Raw genomic sequence first — 21,481 nt, 5'->3', positions numbered from 1 at the left:
TAGTTTGAATATGCACACATGCGCGTGTGCGCGTGCGCACGCGGGAAGCCGCAGATTGTATGTGGCCCCCACGCTCCCGCACTGCGTGTCGTCGCTGCCCCCCGAGGGGACCGCAGGCCGCCTTGAGGCGGCTCGGCGGCGACCTGAGAACTTTTTAGGAATTGTTGATGAAGACCTTGGTAATCGCAGAAAAGCCGTCGGTGGCGCAGGACATCGTCCGCGCCCTCACGCCGGTGGCCGGCAAATTCGACAAACATGACGAGCATTTCGAGAACGACAGCTATGTCGTGACCAGCGCTGTCGGTCACCTGGTCGAAATCCAGGCGCCCGAGGAATTCGACGTCAAGCGGGGCAAGTGGAGTTTTGCCAACCTGCCCGTGATTCCGCCGCACTTCGACCTGAAGCCGGTCGACAAGACCAAGACGCGCCTGAACGCCGTGGTCAAGCAGGCCAAGCGCAAGGACGTGACGCAGCTCATCAACGCCTGCGACGCGGGCCGCGAGGGCGAGCTGATCTTCCGCCTGATCGAGCAGTACGCCGGCGGCAAGTCGGGGCTGAACAAGCCGGTCAAGCGGCTGTGGCTGCAGTCGATGACGCCGCAGGCCATCCGCGACGGCTTCGACGCGCTGCGCACCGAAAAGCAGATGCAGGGCCTGGCCGACGCCGCGCGCTCGCGCTCGGAGGCCGACTGGCTGGTGGGCATCAACGGCACGCGCGCCATGACCGCATTCAATTCGCGCGACGGCGGCTTCTTCCTTACGACCGTTGGCCGCGTGCAGACGCCGACCCTGTCCGTGGTGGTGGAGCGCGAGGAGCAGATCCGCAAGTTCGTCTCGCGCGACTACTGGGAAGTGCACGGCAGCTTCGCGGCCGAGGCCGGCGAGTACCCCGGCAAGTGGTTCAACCCCGACTGGAAAAAAGCCAACGCGCCGCTGCTGGCCAACGGCGAACCCGACCCCGAGCAGCGCGCCGACCGCGTGTGGAACGAGCAGGAAGCCCGCGCCATCGCCGACGCCTCGCGCGGCAAGCCCGCCACCGTCACGGAAGAAAGCAAGCCCACCACGCAGGCTTCGCCGATGCTGTTCGACCTGACCTCGCTGCAGCGCGAGGCCAACGGCCGCTTCGGCTTCAGCGCCAAGACAACGCTCGCGCTGGCGCAAAGCCTGTATGAGCGCCACAAGGCACTGACCTACCCGCGTACCGATTCGCGCGCGCTGCCGGAAGACTATCTTCCCGTCGTCAAGCAGACCATGGGCATGCTCGCCAACAGCGGCATGAAGCACCTGGCGCCGTTCGCCAAGCAGGCGGTCGACGGCAACTACGTGAAGCCCAACAAGCGCATCTTCGACAACGCCAAGGTGTCGGATCACTTCGCCATCATCCCGACGCTGCAGGCCCCCAGCGGCCTGAGCGAGGCAGAGCAGAAGCTGTACGACTTCGTGGTGCGCCGCTTCCTGTCGGTGTTCTTCCCGAGCGCCGAATACCAGGTCACCACGCGCATCAGCACGGTGGAGCAGGGCGGCAGGAAGTACCCCTTCCGCACCGATGGCAAGGTGCTGGTGAAGCCGGGCTGGCTCGCCATCTACGGCAAGGAAGCCCAGGACGACGAGAAGGAAGACGACAAGGACGGCAAGCGCCTCGTGCCGGTGAAGCCGGGCGAGATCGTGAAGGCCGAGTCGGTCGACACCAAGGGCCTGAAGACGCGCCCGCCGGCGCGCTACTCCGAAGCCACGCTGCTCGGCGCGATGGAAGGCGCGGGCAAGACCATCGACGACGACGAGCTGCGCGAAGCCATGCAGGAGAAGGGCCTGGGCACGCCAGCCACGCGCGCGGCCACCATCGAAGGCCTGATCACCGAGAAATACATGCTGCGCGAAGGGCGCGAGCTGATTCCCACGGCCAAGGCCTTCCAGCTCATGACGCTGCTGCGCGGCCTGGGCGTGGAAGAACTCTCCAAGGCCGAACTCACCGGCGAGTGGGAATACAAGCTCGCGCAGATGGAGAAGGGCTCGCTCAGCCGCGACGCCTTCATGCGCGAGATCGCCGAGATGACGGAGCACATCGTCAAGAAGGCGAAGGAATACGACCGCGACACCGTGCCGGGCGACTACGCCACCCTGCAGACGCCGTGCCCCAACTGCGGCGGCATCGTGCGCGAGAACTACCGCCGCTACGCCTGCACCGGCAAGAGCGGCACCGGCGAGGACGCCTGCGGCTTTTCGTTCGGCAAGTCGCCGGCCGGGCGTACCTTCGAGGTGGCCGAGGCCGAGGCGCTGCTGCGCGACAAGCACATCGGCCCGCTGGAGGGCTTCCGCTCCAAGGCCGGCTGGCCCTTCACCTCCGAGATCGTCATCAAGTTCGACGACGAGGCCAAGAACTGGAAGCTGGAGTTCGACTTCGGCGACGACAAGAACGCCGACACCGGCGAGATCGTCGACTTCAGCGAGCAGGACACCGTGGGCCCGTGCCCGGTGTGCGGCGCGCCGGTGTTCGAGCACGGCAGCAACTACGTCTGCGAGAAGTCGGTGCCGACCAATGCGCAGCCCACGCCAACGTGCACCTTCAAGACCGGCAAGATCATCCTGCAGCAGCCGGTGGAGCGCGCGCAGATGGAAAAGCTGCTGGCCACCGGCAAGACCGACCTGCTCGACAAGTTCGTGAGCATGCGCACGCGCCGCGCCTTCAAGGCCTTCCTGACCTGGAACGCCGAAGAGGGCAAGGTGACCTTCGAGTTCGCACCACGCGAAGGTGCAGCCAAGTTCCCGCCGCGCAAGACCTTCGGCAAGGCCGCGCCCGCGGGCAAGACGGCGGCAGCCAAGAAGGTGGCGGCGAAGAAGACGCCCGCGGCCAAGAAGGCACCGGCCGCGAAGAAGGCTGCCGCGCCGCGCAAGCCCGGCGCGGGCCTGAAGCCCAGCGACTCGCTGGCCGCGGTGATCGGCGCCGAGCCGGTGGCGCGCACCGAGGTCATCAAGAAGCTGTGGGACTACATCAAGGCCAACGGCCTGCAGGACGCGACCAACAAGCGCGCGATCAATGCCGACGCCAAGCTCAAGCCGGTGTTCGGCAAGGACCAGGTGACGATGTTCGAACTCGCGGGCATCGTGGGCAAGCACCTCTCGGCGACCTGAGCCATGCAGCGCAGACACTTCGCCGCGATCGCGCTGCCGCACATCAAGTCGGGCAAGGCGGTGGCGCTGGCGGTCACGTCGGCCACGCGCTCGTCGCAGTTGCCCGACGTGCCCACGGTGGCCGAAAGCGGCGTGGCCGGCACGAAGAACTTCGAGGCCGTGGGCTGGCTCGGGCTGATGGCGCCGAGCCGGCGCCCACCACGCCGGCGGAGTTCGACCGCTTCGTGGCGAGCGAGACCCGCCTTTGGGGCGCTGCGGTGAAGGCTTCGGGCGCAAAGCCCGAATGAGCCGTTCGATCTAGCAGGCGTCAGGCAGGCGCCTGCGCCTCTTTCGCGCGGTCGACCTCCGCCAGCAGCCAGCTGCGGAAATGATCGAGCGTGGCCAGCTGGCCGCGTCCCTCGGGGTAGCAGAACCAGTAGCCCTCGTTGCCGCGGTAGCCGCCGCCGGGCAGCGGCTCGTCCACCAGACCCGAAGAGATTTCGTCCTGCACCAGGCAGCGCGGCACCAGCGCCACGCCCATGCCGACCATCACCGCGCGGATCATGGTCTGGAACTGGTCGAACTGCGGGCCGGCCAGCGGGTCCAGCCCGCGCACGCCATGCGTCTCGCTCCAGTGCAGCCACGACTGCGGCACCGTGACATGGCGCAGAAGCGTGCAGCGCGCCACGTCCTGCGGCGTACGGATGGCGACCTCGGCCTGCGCGGCGCGCGGTGCGATCAGCGCCACGTCACGGCCCGCGAGGTAGTGCGATTGCGCGCCGGGCCAGTGGCCGTCGCCGAAGAGAATGGCGCAGTCGAGCTCGGGCCGCTCGAAGTCGTAGCCGTGCACGAAGGGCACGAAATGCAGCGTGATCTGCGGATGCGCGCGCTGGAAATCGGGCAGCCGCGGAATCAGCCATTTGGCGCCGAAGGTGGGCAGGGTGGACAGGTGCAGCGCGCCGCCGCCGTCGCCGCTGGTGATGAGCTCCAGCGTGGCCGCCTCCAGCTGCGCGAGCAGCGAGCGAACCGTCTTCTCGTAGCGCTCGCCGGCCGGCGTGAGCGCCAGGCGCTTTCGGTTGCGCTCGAACAGCGGCGCGCCGATCCAGCGCTCGAGCTCCTGCACCTGCTTGCTGACCGCGCCCTGCGTGAGGTGCAGCGCCTCGGCCGCGCGCGAGACGCCGCCGAAGCGCACCACGGTTGAAAAGGCCCGCAGCAGGTTCAGCGGAGGATTGAGACGGCGCAACGACATGGCAGGATGCCCATTAAAACATTCCAGATCAGAATGTTAGCTGGTCTATCCTTTGCTTCTGAAGTGAGGCGAAATCGCTCCTTCTCACTCAATGCACATTGGAATCCACCCCATGCAACGTCGTCATTTCATCTCCACGCTGGCCGCTGCTTCCGTCCTCCCAGGAATATCCTTTGCCCAGGGCAAGCCCATTCGCCTGGTCGTTCCCTTCCCGCCCGGCGGCGCCACCGACATCACGGCGCGCGTGCTCGGCGAGCCCGTGGCCAAGATCCTGCAGCAGCCGGTGGTCATCGACAACCGCGCCGGTGCCGGCGGCTCCATCGGCATGGCCGAGCTGGCCCGCGCCACGCCGGACGGCCTGACCTTCGGCATCGCCACCCTGTCCACGCACGGCGTGAACCCGGCCGTCTACCAGAAGCTGCCGTACGACCCGATCAAGGGCTTTGCCGCCGTGACCGAGATCGTCAAGGCGCCGGGCGTGATCGTCATCAACCCGGCGAAGCTGCCGGTGGCCAACTTCGCCGAACTGGTGAAGTACCTCAAGGCCAATCCGGGCAAGGTGTCGTACGCCTCGCCGGGCAACGGCACCATAGGCCACATGTGGGGCGAGCTGTTCAAGAGCAGCACCGGAACCTCGATGGTGCACATCCCCTACCGCGGTGCGGGCCCGGCCGTCAACGACGTGCTCGCGGGCGAAGTGCCGGTGTACTTCGACCAGGTGGCCTCCTCGCTGCCGCACGTGAAGGCGGGCAAGCTGAAGGCGCTGGCCGTGTCGTGGAACGGCCGCCTCGACGTGCTGCCCGACGTGCCCACCTACGGCGAGCTGGGCTATCCGGCCAACAACGATCCGTCGTGGTTCGGCATGATCGCGCCCGCCGGCACGCCGGCCGAACTGGTGCTGCGCATGCAGCAGGCCGTGGCCACCGCGCTGAAGGACCCCTCGGTGCGCGAGCGCCTGGCGCTGCAGGGCCTGTACGCCTCGGGCACCACGCCGACGCAGTTCACCAAGCAGATCGCCAGCGAGATCGACAAGATGAAGAAGGTGGCCGAATTCGCACGCGTGCGATTGGACTGAGCCCGGCCTGCCTATGCATCCAGTCCTGAAACTGATTCAAACCCGCGCCGAGGTGACGAGCGTTGCCGGGCACACGCCGCTGGTGCTGGACTCCCCGCACAGCGGCACCGTCTACCCCGAGGACTTCGGCACGGTGCGCGACCTCGCGACACTGCGCCGCGCCGAGGACACGCACGTGGAAAAGCTCTACGCCTTCGCGCCGGCGATGGGCGTGGCCTGGGTGGAGGCGCACTTTCCGCGCAGCTACCTGGACGCCAACCGCGACACGACCGAGATCGACACCACGATGCTGCAAGGCGAGTGGACCGACCCGGTTTCCACCGACCCGCGCGTGCTGTCGAAGGTGCGCCTGGGCAAGGGGCTGATCTGGAAGCTCACCGACGAGGGCCTGCCTATCTACGACCGGCAATTGCCGGTGGAAGAAGTGCGCCAGCGCATCGACACCTGCTGGCGCCCGTATCACGCGGCGGTGGCGCAGGCCATCGACGAGGCGCATGCGCGCCACGGCTACAGCATCCACATCAACTGCCACTCGATGCCGGCCATCGCGGCCAGCCATGCCACCGACTTCCCGGGCCTGGCGCATGCCGACTTCGTGATCGGCGACCGCGACGGCAGCACCGCCGACCCGGCGCTGTCGCGCAAGATCTGCGAGCACCTGCGCGGCTTCGGCTACAGCGTGGACTACAACCACCCCTACAAGGGCGTGGAGCTGGTGCGCCGCAACGGCGACCCGGCCGGCAACCGGCACAGCATCCAGGTGGAGATCAACCGCAAGCTCTACATGGACGAGACCACGCTGGCGCTGGACGAAGCCGGCGCCGAGCGGCTGCAGGGGCACCTGCGCTCGCTGGTTGGGATGCTGCTGGCGACGGACCCGCGCTGAGCGGCCTGCCGCGGGGCAACAACCCTGCCGGCCCCGGTGTGTTGTTACACGAGGGGCCGGGCCGGCGGCCTATAGTGGAAACGGTCATGACCCACCAAATCTCTTGGAGTTTCCAGTGAAGCCATTCATTGCAGCTGTTCTTGCCGTCGCGATGGGCGCGCTCGTCGCGGGTTGCGCGGGCACCGGTTCGGCCGGCAGCGCCAATGCATCGAGCGCCGCAACGCCCACGGGCGGCAGCGGCGTCACCGTGTTCGGCACCATCGACGCCAGCGTCACCGGCACCAGGAACAGCTCGCGCTGATTCAGCGGACCACGCCGGCCAGGTAGCCGTGCAGCGCGCCGCGCAGCTGGCGTGACAGCGCCTGCAGGTCGGGCCGTCCGCCGGTGCCGATGTGCGTGTGCGCCACCAGGCCGTAGAGGATGGTCTGGCAGACGCGCGCAATCTCCTTCTTCGGGCCATCGGCCGCCATGTCGCAGGCGGCTTCGAGCACACCCACCCACTCGGCCACGAAACGGTCGTACATCTTGCGATAGGCCTCGGCGCTGGAGAGGTGCCGCTCCAGCAGGTAGTGCGCGCCCCAGGCCAGCGGCTGATCGCGGTGCGCCTCGACCTGCGCATCGATCACCGCATCGACGATCTCCCGCAGCGGCCGCCCCGCATGCGCGGCCACGGTCTCGCGGATGCCCAGCAGCAGCGCCTTGGAGCGCAGGTGCAGGCACACGCGCGCCAGGTCGTCCTTGTTCTCGAAGTATTCGTAGAAGCTGCCAAGCCCCGTACCCGCGACGGACACGATCTCGCGGATGGTGATGGCGGCATAGCCGCGCTCGACCAAAAGCCGAACAAAGGCTTCCTGCAGCGCCTGCGAGGTGTGGCGCGCGCGGGACTGGCGCGGCTTTCTCCTCGGTGCGGCGGCCGGCGCGCGGGTGCCGCTGCTCATCGCCGCCGAACCCGAACACCTTGCGCCCGGCTTGTTCCTAGAATTTTTGGACCCATCGAACCGATTCTGCAATGGCCATCGACGAACCGACTCCGGACTCATCCCACCCCGCCGTCTACGCCAGCCAGGGCGCCGACGCCTGGCAGCCCAGCGTGCTCTCGCGCGGCCCCTGGGACCCGCGCGCGCAGCACGGCGGCGCACCCTGCGCCCTGCTGGCGCATGTGGCAGAGCGGGCCGCGCCCGGCCCGGGATGGCAACTGGCGCGGCTCACGGTCGAGCTCGTGAAGCCGGTGCCGCTGGTGCTGCTACTCACCCGCACGCAGGTGCAGTCTTCGCGCGCCACGGTGCGCGTGGGCATCGACCTGCTGGCGGGCGACGTGGTGGTGGCGCGGGCGCATGCGCTGCTGCTGGCCAAAGGCTCGCTGGCGCTGCCGGCGGACCTGCCGGGCTGGCCGCAGTCGCAACTGCGGCCGCTGCCGGGCGACTGCAGCGAGCGCGTGCGCATTCCGGGCCTGCCCGACGGCGTGTCGTTCTACGGCAGCGCCGTGGAATCGCGCGTGGCCGAAGGCGACTCGAGCCAGCCCGGCCCCTGCGGCGCGTGGTTCCGGCTCGCGGTGCCGCTGGTGGACGGCATCGCCAACTCGCCCGCCATGCGCGCCGCGGCGGCGGCCGACTTCGGCAACGGCCTGAGCTGGGTGCTGCCGGCCGAGCGCTTTCTTTTCGCCAACGCCGACATGAGCCTGAACCTGTTCCGCGCGCCCGAAGGCGAATGGATCGGCCTGCGCTCGGCCACCGAGGTGCACGGCGACGGTGCCGGCCTTGCCGTGTCCCACCTGTACGACGAACGCGGCCCGATCGGCCTTGCCACCCAGACGCTGGTGCTGCGCGAACGCGCCTGAGCCTTCAACGACAACCGAGAGAGACAACAGCCATGACCACCACCGGCATCCACCCCGACAACCAGGTCCCCGAACTCAAGGACTACAACGTCTACACCAGCGACCCCGTGCTGCGCCGCGCGGTCGCGCGCGGTGGTGCCGCCTGGCGCGACGACGAACTGGTGCGCCAGGGTGCCGAGTACGGCGCCGAAGCCACGCTGCGCGCCGCAGAAGACGCCAACCGCCACGAGCCCGAGCTGCACACGCATTCGCGCATCGGCGAGCGCATCGACCAGGTGCGGTTCCACCCGGCATGGCACACGATGATGTCGATCGCCCGGCGCAACGGCATCGCCAACCTGCCGTTCTTCGACGAGCGGCCCTCGGCCTGGGTCGGCTACGGCGCCTCGCTGCACATGCACAGCCAGATCGAGTCGGGCTCGACCTGCCCGACCACCATGACCAAGGCCTGCATCCCGGTGATGCGCCGCAACGCCGCGCTGTACGCCGACCTGGGCGCCAAGCTCGCGTCGAACGAACACGATGCGCGCGACATCCCGCTGGACCGCAAGACCTCGATGACCGTCGGCATGGGCATGACCGAGAAGCAGGGCGGCAGCGACGTGCGCACCAACACCACGCGCGCCGTGCCCGCAGGCAGCGGCCCCTGGGGCGACGAGTTCTTGATCACCGGCCACAAGTGGTTCTTCTCGGCGCCGATGTGCGACGGCCACCTGGTGCTGGCCAAGACCGACGAGCACGGCTCATCGTGCTTCTTCGTGCCGCGCTGGCGGCCCGACGGCAGCAAGAACCCGATTCACATCCAGCGGCTGAAGGACAAGGTCGGCAACCGCTCCAACTCCAGCAGCGAAGTCGAGTTCAAGGAGGCGTGGGGCGTGCTGGTGGGCGACGAGGGCCGTGGCATCCCGACCATCATCGAGATGGCGACCGTGACCCGGCTCGACTGCGCACTCGCCAGCGCGGGCTTCATGCGGCAGGCCTTCGCGCAGGCCGCGCACTATGCGCGCAACCGCTTCGCCTTCGGCAAGGCGCTGGTCGACCAGCCGGTGATGACCGAGCTGCTGGCCGACATGGCGCTCGAATCCGAAAGCGCCACGCTGCTGGCGATGGAGCTGGCCTCGCGCTTCGGCTCCGCCGCGCCGCTGGACACGGCCTGGCGCCGGCTGCTGACGCCGGCCGCCAAGTTCTGGAACTGCAAGCGTGCGGTGGCCCTGACCGGCGAGGCGATGGAAGTCTTCGGCGGCAACGGCTATGTGGAAGACGGACCGATGGGCCGGCTGTTCCGCGAGGCGCCTGTCAACTCGATCTGGGAAGGCTCGGGCAACGTGATGTGCCTGGACGTGCTGCGTGCCGTGTCGCGCAACCCGGACGACGTGCAGCTGGTGCTCGACCAGCTGCAGGACATCGCCACCGGCGAGCCGCGCCTGCAGGCCGAGATCGACGTGCTGCGCCGCATGGTGCAGCTGCCGCCGCAGGAACTGGAGCGCCAGGCGCGCCGCTTCACGCAGCGGCTGGTGCGCGCGGCGCAGGCCTGCCTGATGCTGGCGCATGCGAGCGTGGAGTCCTCGGCCGCCTTCGTGAGCAGCCGCTTCGACCCCGACTGGGGCCCGGTCACCGGCATCAGCGCCGGCACCAGCGATCCCGGCGCGCTGGTGCGCGCGGCTTGGCGCTGAGAGCGCGGCCTCAGCGCCGCAGCAGTGCCTGCTTCAGCAGGCGCGCGGCGCGGTTTCGGATGCGCCCCGGCATGCCGCGCATGCTGCTCGTGCGCGGCGCCACGCGGGCGGTGGCGCAGGCCCAGAGAAAGTCGTGCAGGATGGGCGTGTCGTCGACCGTCTCGGTGCTGCCGTACTTGTGGAACTCGGGATGCCACTGGGTCGCGGCGATGTAGCTGCGGCCGCGGTCGGCCCGGCGGCGGATGGCCTCGGGCACGCGGTCGGGCAGGCTCCAGGCCTCGATGTCGAAGCCGGGCGCGATGTCCTTCACGCCCTGGTGGTGGATGCTGTTCACGCGCGCGGTCTTCAGGTCGGGGTAGAGCTTCGACAGGCGGGTGCCCTGCACCAACTCGATCTGGTGGAAGTTCTGGTCGTAGGTGACGGGGTCGCGGTGCTTGAGTGTCTCGGGGTGCCCGTGCTGCGCCTCGATGTCCTGGTAGAGCGTGCCGCCGAAGGCCACGTTGATGAGCTGCAGCCCGCGGCACACGCCGAAGATGGGCTTGCCGGCCTGCTCGAAGGCTTCGACCAGCGCCAAGTCGTAGAGGTCGCGGATGCGGTCGCCGATCCATGCGTCCTTCAGCGGCACCTCGCCGTAGCTGCCGGGCCAGACGTCGGCGCCGCCGTGCATCACCACGCCGTCGAGCCATTCGGCGTAGTGCGACAGCTTGGTGTCGCCGCGCGCGGTCTCGCCGGTGGGGCAGGGCACCATCACCACCATGGCGCCGGCGGACATGAGCCAGTGCGCGATCGATTGCTCGACGTACTGCAGCGTCTTGTTGGTGAAGAGCGATCGGGCGGGGTCGGCATGCGAGAAGCAGGCGGACAGGCCGATCTTGAGCCGGGCGGAAACAGGTTGTGTCATCGCGGGACTGTCGACGGAGCGAACCGGACGGGTGATGCGAAAAGGAAAATCCATTGTGGCTCGTTGGCCTCTCGCACGGGGTCGGACGACACGCCAAGTATGCTTTCAACGCTACCCCGACGAATAAGGAAGACAAGCCAATGAAGACAATCAAGGGTCCGGCCATTTTTCTCGCCCAGTTTGCGGGAGACGCGGCACCGTTCAACACGCTCGACGGCATTGCAGGCTGGGCCGCCGGGCTCGGCTACAAGGGCGTGCAGATACCCAGCTGGGACGCTCGCCTGTTCGACCTGAAGAAGGCTGCCGAAAGCAAGACCTATTGCGACGAGGTGAAGGGCACGCTGGCGAAGCACGGCCTGGAGATCACCGAGCTCTCGACCCACCTGCAGGGCCAGTTGGTGGCGGTGCACCCGGCCTACGACGCGGGCTTCGACGGTTTCGCTGCGCCCGAAGTGCGCGGCGATCCGGTCAAGCGCCAGCAATGGGCGGTGCAGCAGCTGCACTTCGCGGCCAAGGCATCGGCCAACCTGGGCCTCACGGCGCACGCGACCTTCTCGGGCGCGCTGGCCTGGCCGTATCTCTATTCGTGGCCGCCGCGCCCGCCGGGACTCATCGAGGAGGCCTTCGACGAACTGGCGCGGCGCTGGCGTCCGATCCTCGATGCCTTCGACGCGGTGGGCGTGGACGTGGGCTACGAAATCCACCCCGGCGAAGACCTGCACGACGGCGTGAGCTACGAGATGTTCCTGGAGCGCGTGAACAACCATCCGCGCGCCTGCCTGCTGTACGACCCGAGCCACTTCATGCTGCAGCAGCTCGACTACCTGGCCTACATCGACCACTACCACGAGCGCATCAAGATCTTTCACGTGAAGGACGCCGAGTTCAACCCGACCGGCAAGCAGGGCGTGTACGGCGGCTTCCAGAGCTGGATCAACCGCGCCGGGCGCTTCCGCTCGCTGGGCGACGGGCAGGTGAACTTCAAGGCCATCTTCTCGAAGATGGCGCAGTACGACTTCCCGGGGTGGGCGGTGCTCGAATGGGAGTGCTGCATCAAGCACCCGGAAGACGGCGCGCGCGAAGGCGCGAAGTTCATTGCCGACCACATCATCCGCGTGGCCGACCGGGCCTTCGACGACTTCGCCGCGGGCGGCGTGGACGTGGCGGCAAACCGGCGGATGCTCGGGCTGGGCTGAAATCTTCAGCGGTGCAGCGGGCAGCCGTTGCGCTCGCTGCGGTAGTCCGACGAGGCCGCATACGCCGCCTTGCGAGCGCGCATCACATTGCCCAGCGGCCGGTGCGCGGCCAGTGAATGCCAGGGGTTGAAGGCCATGCCGTCGTCGATCTCGCGCGCCAGCGCCTCGCTCCAGCCTTCCTGCGGATCGGCGGTGATGCGCGCCACCGCGACGAACGGGCTCAGCGCCTGCGGCCACTCGACCGAGGCGTCTTCGACCGGCATGCGCTCCAGGTCCACGCAAAGCTGCACGCGCAGTTCCCACACGGCGGGGTTCGCACGGATGAAATCGGCCACGGCCTCGCGCGTACCGTCGGGCTTGCCGGCAAGGTCGAGCGGCGCGTTCTCCAGCGCCAGCAGCGCGGGGGAAACAGGGGCCAGCTGCAGCTTGGCGATGTAGGCGCCATAGCGGATCGGCACCTGCGTGAAGAAGGTCGCGCCGAGCGGGTGCGTCTCCGCATGGCCGCCCAGCGCGATCAGCGTGCCGCTCTGGCCGCCGAAAGTCTCGACCGCTTTCTCCACGCCCTGCAGCACGCCTGACAGCACGCGCTTGGCGTTCGGTGCCTTGTCGGTGGTGCCGGCGAGCAGCTTCAGGCTGCGCAGGAAACCCTTGGCGTCGGGCGCGGAGAACACCGGGCCGTCGACGAACAGGAAGTCCTGCGTGGAGTCGCCCTCGGAGCCTTCGACGCGCGGGCCTTCCACGTCCAGCACCTTCAGGGCCATTCCGCGCGGCAGCGAGACGCGGTCGTCGAGCATCTCGGCGGGCGGCGTCGACAGCCGCATGACGACCGGGTAGCGGCGCGCCGACGCGAAGAGGCCCTGTGCCAGTGTTTCGGGCAGGCCGTCGAGCACGCTCAGTTCGCCGCGCAACAGGCCGTGGCTCTTGGCGTGCACCGCGCGCATGGCATGGCCGGTGTGGTCGGCCATGGTTTTCTCCATGTCGACGAGGGTGGCCACCAGGTCGGTCTGCGTCTGCGCCTCGTCGTCGCGGAAGGTTTCCACGGCGGGGTCGTAGCGCACGGGCGTTGAGGAGGAGAGTGCCGTCGTCGTGTTCATGCCGCGATTGAGCGCAGCGGCATGCGCAACGGCTGTAGGAGCGCAACGCCATTGCGTGCGCTCGAATGCCTGCGCGGGCGGGCTCAGAGCAGTTGCACGAGCCGCTGGATGGCGCCGTCGATCTGCGCTTCGCCGATCAGCCCGTAGCCGAACGACAGCCCGTTGGGCACGTCGGGCGCGTGCGGGTCGAGCGCGAAGCGCGAGAGCGGCGGCAGCACGATGCCGGCTGCCGCGGCGCGCTCCACAACCACGTCGGCCCGCGTCGGGCTGCGCAGCCAGGCCGACAGGTGCAGCCCGGCGTTGGAAGGAATTGCCTCGAGCCGTCCCGCGCCATGCCTCGCCAGCGCATCGAGCAGGGCGGTACGCCGCGCGCCATACAGCTTGCGCATCTTGCGGATGTGCCGCGCCAGGTGCCCCTCGGCAATGAAAGCCGCGAGCGCTTCCTGCCCGAGCACCGGGCCGTGCCAGTCGGCCAGTTCGCGCGCCCGCACCAGCGCCGCGCGGGCCCACGGCGGCGCGACCACGAAACCCAGGCGCAGCGCGGGAAACAGGCTCTTGGAAAAGGTGCCGACGTAGAACACCGACTCGGCGCGGTCCAGCGTCTGCAATGCATCGAGCGGCCGGCCGGCGAAGCGGAATTCGCTGTCGTAGTCGTCCTCGACGATGACCGCATTGCGTGCCCGCGCAAAGGCCAGCAGGGCAGTGCGCCGCTGCGGCGACATCGCGACGCCGGTTGGGAACTGGTGCGACGGCGTCACGCAGACCACGCGCGCTTCTGGCGGAATGCGCTCGACGCACAGGCCCTCGGTGTCGGTCGGCACGGTGACCACTTTCGCGCCTGCGGCCAGCATCGCTTCGCGCAGCGAGGGATAGAACAGCTGCTCGACCGCGACCACGGTGCGTCCCGGCACGACCAGGATGCGCGCGAGCAGCCCGAAGGCCTGCTGCGCGCCGGCCGTCACCACGATGTCGCCGGCGGTGCAGCCCACCGCGCGCGTGAACGACACATGCCGCGCGATCGCCTCGCGCAGCGCCTCCTGGCCCTGCGGGTCGGCGTAGTCGGCGGTCTGCCGCGCGACGCGGCGCAGCGCTCGGTCGGACAGGCGGCGCCAGATGTCGAAGGGGAAGGGGCTCACGTCGGGCAGGCCGACTCGGAAGTCGTCGCGCGCGGCCTGCGGCTGGAGCGTCGGCGCGAGATCGGCGCCGGGCACGTGCAGCGGCACCAGCCGGGGGTCGCGCCCGGCCGCGATCCCCTGGGCGGCCCGGGCGGGCCGGGCGGGCCGGCCGCGCCGCGAGGCCGGCAGGGTGTCGGCCACGTAGGTACCCGCGCCGGGACGCGCCAGCAGGTAGCCCTCGCTCAGCAGCAGGTCGTAGGCCGCGAGCACGGTGTTGCGCGACACGCCGAGCCGCTGCGCCAGCGCGCGCGTGGCGGGCAGGCGCGCGCCGGGCTGCAGCCGGCCGTCGAGGATGGCGCCACGCAACTGCCGATGCACTTCGCGCAGCAGTTCGCGAGAGCCGGCGCCCGGCAGACGGATGGCGAGTTCGAAAAGTGGTTCCATGAACTTCGCCGATTGTGGTTCTTTCAAGGAGCCAATCGCAAACCTATTCTGAAGGCCTCGGAACACCTTTGAACGGAGCCTTCCATGCACACCAACCCCACTGCCGCGCCCTTGCCAGAGCGGTTGCCCATGAGCCTCGGCTGGCTCGCGCTGGGCGCCTTCGCCATCGGCACCGAAAGCTTCATGGTCGCCGGGCTGCTGCCGGTGCTGGCGGCCGATCTGCAGGTCAGCGCCGCGCGGGCCGGGCAGCTGGTGCTGCTGTTCGCGCTGAGCTATGCCGTCGGATCTCCGCTGATGGCGGCGCTGTTCGCGCGCTTCGGGCGGCGGCCGCTGCTGATTGCAAGCCTCGCGGCGTTCTCGGGCCTCGCGCTGGCGGCGGCGATGGCGCACGGCTTCGCGCAACTGGCGCTGGCACGCATCGCGCTGGGGCTGGCGGCCGGTATGTTCCTGCCGACCGCGAGCGCCGTGGCGGCGGCGATGGTGTCGCCCGCGCTGCGCGGCCGGGCGCTGGCCATCGTGAGCGGCGGCGGCACCGTGGCGGTGGCGCTCGGCGTGCCGCTGGGCGCATGGATCGCGAGCTGGGGTGGCTGGCGCACGGCCTACCTGTTGATCGCGGCGGTGGCGGCGCTGGCCACCTGGGGCCTGGCCCTGGGATTGCCGCGCGCCCTGGCGCAAGCCCCCGCCGCCGCGAAGCAGGCACCGGCCTTCGAGGCGGCGCGCGAACCCGGCGTGCTGCCGGCGCTGCTCGTCACCCTGCTGTGGGCCACCGGCGGCTTCAGCTTCTACACCTACATCGCGCTGTTCCTGTCGGGCACGCTGGGCTTCGGGGCCGACGGCGCAAGCGCGGTGTTCGGCGCCATCGGCGTGGCGGCGGCCCTTGGCACCGCGGCCGGCGGCTGGGCCACCGACCGCTTCGGCGCCGACCGCGTGGCGCAGGGTTTTGCGCTGATGCTGGTGCTGATTCTGGGCGGGCTGTCGTTCGCAGCGCAGATGCTGCCGCGCGGGCTGGCACTGCCGCTGATCGTGGGGCTGTCGGCGCTGTGGGGCTTTGCCGGCTGGGGCTTCGGGCCGGCGCAGGCGGTGCGGCTGATCAGGCTGGCGCCGGAGCGCGCGCCGATGACGCTGTCGCTCAATGCATCGGCGACGTACCTCGGCATCGCGGCAGGCTCGGCGCTGGGCGGCGCGGCCATCGAGCTGTTCGGCGTAAGTGCGGTGGGATGGGCGGGCGCGGCGATGCAGCTCGTGGGGCTGGCGCTGCTGCTTCTGGCGGCTCGCAGGGCACGGAGTGCCTGTTCCGCCCGGACATCGCTATGTTTTTAATAGCTCGCAACGCCTGATCAACGGCCCCTCGGGGCCTTTTTCATGGAGCCGTTGTAATTAAGACAAGCGGTCGTCATGCCCTGCGGGCTATAATGTCGGGTTCGTTTCGATACCACGACGAAGAATTTCGTCAATACCGCCGGCTGACCTGCACTGTCCTTGGATTCTTCAGGCCCCTCATTTCCAAGCCGGCTCATACAGTGTGTTGGAGCGCCAGACCGGGCGCCCATGATTGCCACCACTGCCTTCGTTCCTGTTGAAGCGAATAGCGCGTCCGCCGCGCCATTCCGGCCGGCCCACGCCCGTTTTCAATTATTTTTCAGGCTCTTCGCGCTTCGTATCCGCGCGCCGAGCCAAGGCTTCATGGACATCATTCAACACAGTATCGCGGTGGGCAAGTACCTTGTTTCTCCGCTCATCCGACACCAGGACGACGGCAATTTCGCCGCTTCCGTCTCGATCCGCTCCGGCAGCGGCAGCGGCATGCACGACCGCGTGATGCGCTTCACGCCGCGTTTCGCCAGCCACGCCGCGGCGCTCCGCTATGCCGTCGACGAGGGCCTTGGCTGGGTGCGCGAACGCGCCCCCCTCGCACTCCCGTGCGCGGCCTGAAACAATTACGCCCGATTCCATCTCCAACACACATCGAACGATTCAGAGGTAATCACACATGCCCAAGGAAGAACTGATCGAAATGAACGGCGCGGTGACCGAAGTCCTGCCCGACTCGCGCTACCGCGTCACGCTCGACAACGGCCATCAGCTGATCGCCTACAGCGGCGGCAAGATGCGCAAGCACCACATCCGCATCCTGGCGGGTGACAAGGTGTCGCTCGAACTCTCGCCCTACGACCTGACCAAGGGCCGTATCACCTTCCGTCACCTGGAACGTCGCGGCCCGCCGCCGACCAACTCCGGCGGCAACAACTCACCCCGCCGCTGATCCGCGACTGACGAAAAGCCTTGCGGCGCCCCGCGAAGGGTGCCGGCAAGGCTTTTGTTTTTTGCGCTCCACGGCTGCTGAACGATGACCACACCCAATCCCACAGCCGGCGGCACCCCAGCCGACAACGGCTTTGCCACGCTGGCGCTCACGCCCCAGACGCTGGCCAACCTCACCCAGCTCGGCTACACGCAGATGACGCCGATCCAGGCGGCAGCGCTGCCGCCGGCGCTGCTCGGCAAGGACCTGATCGCGCAAGCCAAGACCGGCAGCGGCAAGACCGCCGCCTTCGCGCTGGCGCTGCTCGCCAACCTCAACGCACGGCGCTTCGCCATCCAGGCGATGGTGCTGTGCCCGACGCGCGAACTGGCCGACCAGGTCACGACCGAAATCCGCCGCCTGGCGCGCGCCGAGGAAAACATCAAGGTCGTCACGCTCTGCGGCGGTGTCGCGCTGCGCGGGCAGATTGCCAGCCTGGAGCACGGCGCCCACATCGTGGTGGGCACGCCGGGGCGCATCATGGACCACCTGGAACGCGGGAACCTCGACCTGTCGGCGCTCAACACGCTGGTGCTCGACGAAGCCGACCGCATGCTGGACATGGGCTTCTTCGACGACATCGTGACGGTGGCGCGGCAGTGCCCGAAGGAGCGCCAGACGCTGCTGTTCTCGGCCACGTACCCCGAAGGCATCGCCAAGCTCGCCCAGCAGTTCATGAAGAACCCCGAGCAGATCACGGTGCAGGCGCAGCACGAAGGCAGCAAGATCCGCCAGCGCTGGTATCAGGTCAAGGACAGCGAGCGGCTGCACGCCGTGAGCCTGCTGCTCGACCATTTCCGCCCCGTCAGCACGCTGGCCTTCTGCAACACCAAGCAGCAGTGCCGCGACCTCGTCGACGTGCTGCAGGCCCAGGGCTTCAGCGCGCTGGCGCTGTTCGGCGAGCTGGAGCAGCGCGAGCGCGACCAGGTGCTGGTGCAGTTCGCCAACCGCAGCTGCTCGGTGCTGGTGGCCACCGACGTGGCGGCGCGCGGGCTCGACATTTCGCACCTCGAGGCGGTGATCAACGTCGACGTGACGCCCGATTCCGAAATCCACATCCACCGCGTCGGCCGCACCGGCCGCGTGGGCCAGCAGGGCGGCTCGGAAGGCCTGGCGCTGAACCTGGCCAGCATGAACGAGATGGGCAGCGTCGGAAAAATCGAGCTGCTGCAGGGCCGCGAATCGGAATGGCACGAGCTGTCCGAGCTCACGCCGGCCAAGGGCACGCCGCTGCAGCCGCCAATGGCCACGCTGCAGATCGTGGGCGGGCGCAAGGAAAAGATCCGCGCCGGCGACGTGCTGGGCGCGCTCACCGGCGACTGCGGCTACACGAAGGAGCAGGTCGGCAAGATCAACGTCAACGAGTTCTCGACCTACGTGGCGGTGGACCGCGCCATCGCGGCCGAGGCGGCGCGCAAGCTGTCCGCCGGCCGCGTCAAGGGCAAGTCGGTCAAGGTGCGGCTGCTGGAGCAGTAACGCCCGCCTGCGGCGTGGCCAGCGCCGATGTAGGCGCTACCGGCGCGTCGAGCACCGGTGCCGGCGCCGCATCGGGCGCCTCCTGCTGCGCCAGCTTCGCGGCCAGCCTGAACGCCACCACCACCGCGAGCAGTCCGAAGATCGACGAGCCCACGGCCTGCCCGATCAGCACGCCGGCCGCGCCGTGGTGCGAGCCCCACCAGGCGAACGGAATCGTGCCCAGCGTGGCGCGCCCCCAGTTGAACGCGGTCGACAGCAGCGGATGCCCGAGGTTGTTGAACGACGCGTTCGCCACGAACAGCCCGCCCGCGAAAAAGAAGCTCGCGGCCAGCCAGCTGCAGAACAGCGAGATCAACTCCGCCGCCTGCCCTTCGGCCGAGAACGCGCGAATGAGCACGCCTTGCCCCAGCGCCAGCAGCAGCCACGCCACGGCCACCGACGCCACCATGAACAGCAGGCTGTCGCGCAGCCCTTCCTGCACCCGTCGGTACTGCCCCGCACCGAGGTTCTGCGCCAGGATCGGCCCGACCGCGCCGCTGAGCGCATAGACCAGCCCGAAGGCCACCGGCGTCAGCCGGTCGATGGTGGCCGCGCCCGCCACCGCCGAGGGTCCGAACTGCGCCACCGCATGCGTGACGAAGGCCGCGCCCACGGGCGTGGCCAGGTTCGTCAGCACCGCCGGCCCGGCCACCGAGCCCAGCGCGCGCGCATCGGCGCCGAGCCGCGAAGCCTGGAACGGACCGAGCATGCGGTGCTTCACCACCACGCCGTGCAGCCCGATGGCCGCCAGCACCGTGCGCGAGACCACTGCGCTGATCGCCGCGCCGTCGAGCCCCAGGCCGAAGCCGAAGATCAATATCGGGTCGAGCACCGCCGTCACGAAGGCGCCCGCCAGCGTCACCGTCATCGAGCGGCGCGCATCGCCCACCGAGCGCAGCAGCGCGGACGTCGCCATGCCGATGCCCAGCAGCGGCAGCGTGTGCACCGTCACCGAGAGGTAGCGATGCGCGAGCCGCGCCGTCTCGCCCTGCGCTCCCAGTGCCTGCAGCGCCGGGTGCAGGACGAAGGCGGTGCCCGAGCCCGCCAGCACCGACAGCGCCACCATCAGCACGAGGCTCGAGGTGCCGATGCGGCGCGCGTCTTCCATGCGCCCCGCGCCCACCGTGCGCGACACCACCGCCGCGATGCCGATGGTCAGGCCGATGCAAAGCGACGCATGGAAGAACCCCACCACGCCCGCGAAACCGACCGCCGCCGCAGTCTCTTTTTCGCCGAGCAGCGAGATGTAGAACAGGTTGATCAGGTCGACCGCGAACACCGCGATCAGGCCGATGGCCCCCGTGCCCGCCATGACGCAGACATGGCGCATCAGCGAGCCCGAAACGAAGCGCGGACGCCCGGCGCCGGCGGCTGTTTCGGTTATTGGCATATGAAATCCTCGATGTGGCCTAATTGCGGGTTCGAACATTACTTTTACCCGAGCTTTTCATGCCCAAGACATTCCGTACCGAAGCCGAACGCGTTGCCACCCCGAAGCCGACGCCGCTGCCCGGCTACACCGTGCCTCGCTCCGGTGGCGGCCAGAAGGTCAGCCTCGAGCGCGGCACCGCAACGCGCAGCAAGAAGAACCCTGGCAAGCGCGCCAAGAAGGGCGGCTGATCCAGCCTTCGCCGGCTCCACGGAGCCACGACGACGAACGCGCCCCCGGGCGCGTTTTGTCGTTGGGACGACGGCCTTCCTGAGCAACTCGCGATGTCCGACGACAACCAGATCTACATCCCGCCCTCGTTCTTCGCGGTCTACAGCGACGCGCGCCAGCGCCTGAGCGAGCCGATCGGCGTGGTGCGCGCGCGCTACGAGATCTGCGAAGACCTGGCGAACCATCTCGTGGGCCACGCGCAGATCCAGCACCACACCGAAGTACCGGTCGAGAGCGAGATCCTGCGGCGCATCCACGCAGGGCTGGCGACGCCCGAGGCGGGCGTGTCGGCAGCGGAGGCCACCTGGATCGTCCAGCGGCTGGCCGAACTGCTGGGCTGGCAAGGCCCGGAGCCGGCGCCCGACGCCGACTGAGCCCCCGCAGGAGCGACTCCCGTGCTGCTCAAGGTCGGAGAACTCGCCAGGCACACCGGCCTCACGGTGCGCACGCTGCACCACTACGACGCCATCGGCCTGCTGGCGCCCTCGGCGCGCTCCGAAGCCGGCTACCGGCTCTACAACGCGGCCGACATCGCCCGCCTGCACGCCATTCAGGCGTTGCGGCTGCTGGGCCTGCCGCTGGCCGAGATCGGTGCGGTGCTCGGCGCGGAAAACGATGCGCTGCCCGACATCCTCCGGCGCCAGATGGCGTCGCTCGACCAGCAGATCGCCCAAGCCACCTCCCTGCGGGAACGCCTCGGCCTGCTCGAACAGCGCCTGGCCGAGGGCACCCAGCCCGACATGAAGGACTGGCTCGCCACGCTGGAGCAGATGACCACCTACGGCCGCTACTTCAGCCCCGCCGAAATCAGGTCGCTCATGGACAACTGGAAGACCGTGGCCGACCAGTGGCCGCCGCTGGTGGCCGAGGTGGCGGCGCTGATGGCGCGCGGCGTGCCGGCCGACGCCCCCGAGGTGCAGCCGCTGGCCGCACGCTGGATGACGCTGCTGGGCCAATGGATGGACGGCAACTACGACCTCGTCACGCGCTGGGGCGAGATGTACCGCCGCGAGCCCGTGGCGCGCCGCGACGACGGGCCACCCCTCGAGTTGATCGAATACATCGGTGCGGCCATCGGCGTTCGCATGGCCGCGCTGCTGCGCCACCTGAGCACCGACGACCTCGCGCGGCTGGGCCCGCCGCCCGAAGACGAATGGCGGCGACTGGCGGCCGGGCTGGCCGCGCTGCAGGCCCGCGGCGTTCCGCCCGAGGACGCGGCCGTGCAAGCCATCGCACGCGAGTGGGCGCGCCTCTTCGACGCCTTCACCGACCACGACCCCGGCATCGCCGCCCGGCTGAGGCAGGCGATGGCCGCGGAGCCGGTGCTGCAGGCCGCCGCGGTCGCCACGCCCGCGGTGCGCGACTACCTGTTGCGCGCCGTCGCCGTTCGCACTCCCGCCCCTTGACCCTGACGTTGCGTGAGGCCC

20 protein-coding genes and 1 pseudogene are annotated in these 21,481 nt (G+C 69.1%); 15 read left to right on the top strand and 6 right to left on the bottom strand.

What is annotated here, in order from left to right:
* The first annotated feature begins 167 nt into the window (after window positions 1-167).
* Window positions 168-3,128 (top strand): DNA topoisomerase III, encoded by a 2,961-nt coding sequence (locus ACQY8B_RS24940; protein ID WP_422084380.1) that lies wholly within the window; start codon window positions 168-170, stop codon window positions 3,126-3,128.
* A 30-nt stretch (window positions 3,129-3,158) separates the two neighbouring features.
* A pseudogene (locus tag ACQY8B_RS24935) lies at window positions 3,159-3,415 on the top strand (tripartite tricarboxylate transporter substrate-binding protein); the annotation flags it as partial.
* Window positions 3,416-3,435: 20 nt separating this feature from the next.
* Here the strand turns inward: ACQY8B_RS24935 and ACQY8B_RS24930 are convergent.
* Window positions 3,436-4,356 carry a LysR substrate-binding domain-containing protein gene (locus tag ACQY8B_RS24930; RefSeq protein WP_081268695.1) on the bottom strand — a complete coding sequence of 307 codons (921 nt, stop codon included), beginning with the start codon at window positions 4,354-4,356 and terminating at the stop codon, window positions 3,436-3,438.
* A gap of 112 nt (window positions 4,357-4,468) precedes the next feature.
* Between ACQY8B_RS24930 and ACQY8B_RS24925 the strand changes: the two genes are divergently transcribed.
* The 3 genes from ACQY8B_RS24925 to ACQY8B_RS24915 all read left to right on the top strand — a co-directional run bounded on the left by ACQY8B_RS24925 (window position 4,469) and on the right by ACQY8B_RS24915 (window position 6,618).
* On the top strand, window positions 4,469-5,431 hold the full coding sequence (locus tag ACQY8B_RS24925; RefSeq protein WP_422084379.1) for a tripartite tricarboxylate transporter substrate binding protein BugE: 963 nt from the start codon (window positions 4,469-4,471) through the stop codon (window positions 5,429-5,431).
* A gap of 13 nt (window positions 5,432-5,444) precedes the next feature.
* The gene (locus ACQY8B_RS24920; RefSeq protein WP_422084378.1) at window positions 5,445-6,317 is read left to right on the top strand and encodes an N-formylglutamate amidohydrolase; all 873 of its coding nucleotides are present in this window, start codon (window positions 5,445-5,447) and stop codon (window positions 6,315-6,317) included.
* Window positions 6,318-6,432: 115 nt separating this feature from the next.
* Complete coding sequence (locus tag ACQY8B_RS24915) at window positions 6,433-6,618, top strand: hypothetical protein (RefSeq protein WP_422084377.1); 186 nt, start codon at window positions 6,433-6,435, stop codon at window positions 6,616-6,618.
* Window position 6,619: 1 nt separating this feature from the next.
* Here ACQY8B_RS24915 and ACQY8B_RS24910 read toward each other — a convergent pair whose 3' ends face one another.
* The gene (locus ACQY8B_RS24910; protein WP_422084376.1) at window positions 6,620-7,255 is read right to left on the bottom strand and encodes a TetR/AcrR family transcriptional regulator; all 636 of its coding nucleotides are present in this window, start codon (window positions 7,253-7,255) and stop codon (window positions 6,620-6,622) included.
* A gap of 71 nt (window positions 7,256-7,326) precedes the next feature.
* On the opposite strand from ACQY8B_RS24910, the gene ACQY8B_RS24905 reads away from it, so the two are divergent.
* Window positions 7,327-8,154 carry a thioesterase family protein gene (locus ACQY8B_RS24905; protein ID WP_422084375.1) on the top strand — a complete coding sequence of 276 codons (828 nt, stop codon included), beginning with the start codon at window positions 7,327-7,329 and terminating at the stop codon, window positions 8,152-8,154.
* A gap of 32 nt (window positions 8,155-8,186) precedes the next feature.
* The gene (locus tag ACQY8B_RS24900; RefSeq protein WP_422084374.1) at window positions 8,187-9,827 is read left to right on the top strand and encodes an acyl-CoA dehydrogenase family protein; all 1,641 of its coding nucleotides are present in this window, start codon (window positions 8,187-8,189) and stop codon (window positions 9,825-9,827) included.
* 10 nt (window positions 9,828-9,837) lie between these two features.
* On the opposite strand, the gene ACQY8B_RS24895 is transcribed toward ACQY8B_RS24900, so the two are convergent.
* Entirely contained in the window at window positions 9,838-10,728 is an 891-nt protein-coding gene (locus ACQY8B_RS24895; protein ID WP_081268691.1) for a gamma-glutamyl-gamma-aminobutyrate hydrolase family protein, read from the bottom strand.
* A gap of 140 nt (window positions 10,729-10,868) precedes the next feature.
* Here ACQY8B_RS24895 and ACQY8B_RS24890 point away from each other — a divergent pair, with 140 nt between their 5' ends.
* Entirely contained in the window at window positions 10,869-11,924 is a 1,056-nt protein-coding gene (locus ACQY8B_RS24890) for a sugar phosphate isomerase/epimerase family protein (RefSeq protein ID WP_422084373.1), read from the top strand.
* 5 nt (window positions 11,925-11,929) lie between these two features.
* On the opposite strand, the gene ACQY8B_RS24885 is transcribed toward ACQY8B_RS24890, so the two are convergent.
* Together ACQY8B_RS24885 and ACQY8B_RS24880 are read right to left on the bottom strand one after the other, a co-directional pair.
* Complete coding sequence (locus tag ACQY8B_RS24885) at window positions 11,930-13,018, bottom strand: catalase family protein (RefSeq protein ID WP_422084372.1); 1,089 nt, start codon at window positions 13,016-13,018, stop codon at window positions 11,930-11,932.
* Window positions 13,019-13,101: 83 nt separating this feature from the next.
* A complete protein-coding gene (locus ACQY8B_RS24880) occupies window positions 13,102-14,577 on the bottom strand; it encodes a PLP-dependent aminotransferase family protein (RefSeq protein WP_422084371.1) in 1,476 nt (491 codons plus the stop codon).
* An 84-nt stretch (window positions 14,578-14,661) separates the two neighbouring features.
* Here ACQY8B_RS24880 and ACQY8B_RS24875 point away from each other — a divergent pair, with 84 nt between their 5' ends.
* The 4 genes from ACQY8B_RS24875 to dbpA all read left to right on the top strand — a co-directional run bounded on the left by ACQY8B_RS24875 (window position 14,662) and on the right by dbpA (window position 18,355).
* Window positions 14,662-15,897 carry an MFS transporter gene (locus tag ACQY8B_RS24875; protein ID WP_422084370.1) on the top strand — a complete coding sequence of 412 codons (1,236 nt, stop codon included), beginning with the start codon at window positions 14,662-14,664 and terminating at the stop codon, window positions 15,895-15,897.
* A gap of 363 nt (window positions 15,898-16,260) precedes the next feature.
* Window positions 16,261-16,509, top strand: a complete 249-nt coding sequence (locus tag ACQY8B_RS24870) for a hypothetical protein (protein ID WP_422089106.1) — start codon at window positions 16,261-16,263, stop codon at window positions 16,507-16,509.
* A 58-nt stretch (window positions 16,510-16,567) separates the two neighbouring features.
* Window positions 16,568-16,840 (top strand): translation initiation factor IF-1, encoded by a 273-nt coding sequence (infA, locus tag ACQY8B_RS24865; RefSeq protein WP_422084369.1) that lies wholly within the window; start codon window positions 16,568-16,570, stop codon window positions 16,838-16,840.
* Window positions 16,841-16,924: 84 nt separating this feature from the next.
* Window positions 16,925-18,355, top strand: coding sequence for an ATP-dependent RNA helicase DbpA (gene dbpA, locus ACQY8B_RS24860; RefSeq protein WP_422084368.1), 1,431 nt, complete (start codon window positions 16,925-16,927; stop codon window positions 18,353-18,355).
* On the opposite strand, the gene ACQY8B_RS24855 is transcribed toward dbpA, so the two are convergent.
* Complete coding sequence (locus tag ACQY8B_RS24855; RefSeq protein ID WP_422084367.1) at window positions 18,330-19,784, bottom strand: MATE family efflux transporter; 1,455 nt, start codon at window positions 19,782-19,784, stop codon at window positions 18,330-18,332. The two genes, dbpA and ACQY8B_RS24855, sit on opposite strands and share 26 nt — an antisense overlap.
* A 59-nt stretch (window positions 19,785-19,843) precedes the next feature.
* Between ACQY8B_RS24855 and ACQY8B_RS24850 the strand changes: the two genes are divergently transcribed.
* From ACQY8B_RS24850 to ACQY8B_RS24840, 3 genes are all read left to right on the top strand, one after another.
* Window positions 19,844-20,014, top strand: coding sequence for a hypothetical protein (locus ACQY8B_RS24850; RefSeq protein ID WP_164546861.1), 171 nt, complete (start codon window positions 19,844-19,846; stop codon window positions 20,012-20,014).
* A gap of 93 nt (window positions 20,015-20,107) precedes the next feature.
* On the top strand, window positions 20,108-20,428 hold the full coding sequence (locus tag ACQY8B_RS24845; RefSeq protein WP_422084366.1) for a hypothetical protein: 321 nt from the start codon (window positions 20,108-20,110) through the stop codon (window positions 20,426-20,428).
* A 21-nt stretch (window positions 20,429-20,449) separates the two neighbouring features.
* Window positions 20,450-21,460: a MerR family transcriptional regulator gene (locus ACQY8B_RS24840; RefSeq protein ID WP_422084365.1), complete on the top strand. Its 1,011-nt coding sequence runs from the start codon at window positions 20,450-20,452 to the stop codon at window positions 21,458-21,460.
* Window positions 21,461-21,481 lie beyond the last annotated feature (21 nt).

The organism is Variovorax sp. (assembly GCF_965279555.1).
Classification (GTDB): Bacteria; Pseudomonadota; Gammaproteobacteria; order Burkholderiales; family Burkholderiaceae_C; genus Variovorax.
This window is presented reverse-complemented; position numbering and strand designations above follow the sequence as displayed.

What these genes read in the sequence shown, in the direction of transcription:
- ACQY8B_RS24940 (WP_422084380.1), top strand. Translation starts at nt 168, where the DNA reads ATGAAGACCTTGGTAATCGCAGAAAAGCCGTCGGTGGCGCAGGACATC.
- ACQY8B_RS24930 (WP_081268695.1), bottom strand. Translation starts at nt 4,356, where the DNA reads ATGTCGTTGCGCCGTCTCAATCCTCCGCTGAACCTGCTGCGGGCCTTT.
- ACQY8B_RS24925 (WP_422084379.1), top strand. Translation starts at nt 4,469, where the DNA reads ATGCAACGTCGTCATTTCATCTCCACGCTGGCCGCTGCTTCCGTCCTC.
- ACQY8B_RS24920 (WP_422084378.1), top strand. Translation starts at nt 5,445, where the DNA reads ATGCATCCAGTCCTGAAACTGATTCAAACCCGCGCCGAGGTGACGAGC.
- ACQY8B_RS24910 (WP_422084376.1), bottom strand. Translation starts at nt 7,255, where the DNA reads ATGAGCAGCGGCACCCGCGCGCCGGCCGCCGCACCGAGGAGAAAGCCG.
- ACQY8B_RS24905 (WP_422084375.1), top strand. Translation starts at nt 7,327, where the DNA reads ATGGCCATCGACGAACCGACTCCGGACTCATCCCACCCCGCCGTCTAC.
- ACQY8B_RS24900 (WP_422084374.1), top strand. Translation starts at nt 8,187, where the DNA reads ATGACCACCACCGGCATCCACCCCGACAACCAGGTCCCCGAACTCAAG.
- ACQY8B_RS24895 (WP_081268691.1), bottom strand. Translation starts at nt 10,728, where the DNA reads ATGACACAACCTGTTTCCGCCCGGCTCAAGATCGGCCTGTCCGCCTGC.
- ACQY8B_RS24890 (WP_422084373.1), top strand. Translation starts at nt 10,869, where the DNA reads ATGAAGACAATCAAGGGTCCGGCCATTTTTCTCGCCCAGTTTGCGGGA.
- ACQY8B_RS24885 (WP_422084372.1), bottom strand. Translation starts at nt 13,018, where the DNA reads ATGAACACGACGACGGCACTCTCCTCCTCAACGCCCGTGCGCTACGAC.
- ACQY8B_RS24880 (WP_422084371.1), bottom strand. Translation starts at nt 14,577, where the DNA reads ATGGAACCACTTTTCGAACTCGCCATCCGTCTGCCGGGCGCCGGCTCT.
- ACQY8B_RS24875 (WP_422084370.1), top strand. Translation starts at nt 14,662, where the DNA reads ATGCACACCAACCCCACTGCCGCGCCCTTGCCAGAGCGGTTGCCCATG.
- ACQY8B_RS24870 (WP_422089106.1), top strand. Translation starts at nt 16,261, where the DNA reads ATGGACATCATTCAACACAGTATCGCGGTGGGCAAGTACCTTGTTTCT.
- infA (WP_422084369.1), top strand. Translation starts at nt 16,568, where the DNA reads ATGCCCAAGGAAGAACTGATCGAAATGAACGGCGCGGTGACCGAAGTC.
- dbpA (WP_422084368.1), top strand. Translation starts at nt 16,925, where the DNA reads ATGACCACACCCAATCCCACAGCCGGCGGCACCCCAGCCGACAACGGC.
- ACQY8B_RS24855 (WP_422084367.1), bottom strand. Translation starts at nt 19,784, where the DNA reads ATGCCAATAACCGAAACAGCCGCCGGCGCCGGGCGTCCGCGCTTCGTT.
- ACQY8B_RS24850 (WP_164546861.1), top strand. Translation starts at nt 19,844, where the DNA reads ATGCCCAAGACATTCCGTACCGAAGCCGAACGCGTTGCCACCCCGAAG.
- ACQY8B_RS24845 (WP_422084366.1), top strand. Translation starts at nt 20,108, where the DNA reads ATGTCCGACGACAACCAGATCTACATCCCGCCCTCGTTCTTCGCGGTC.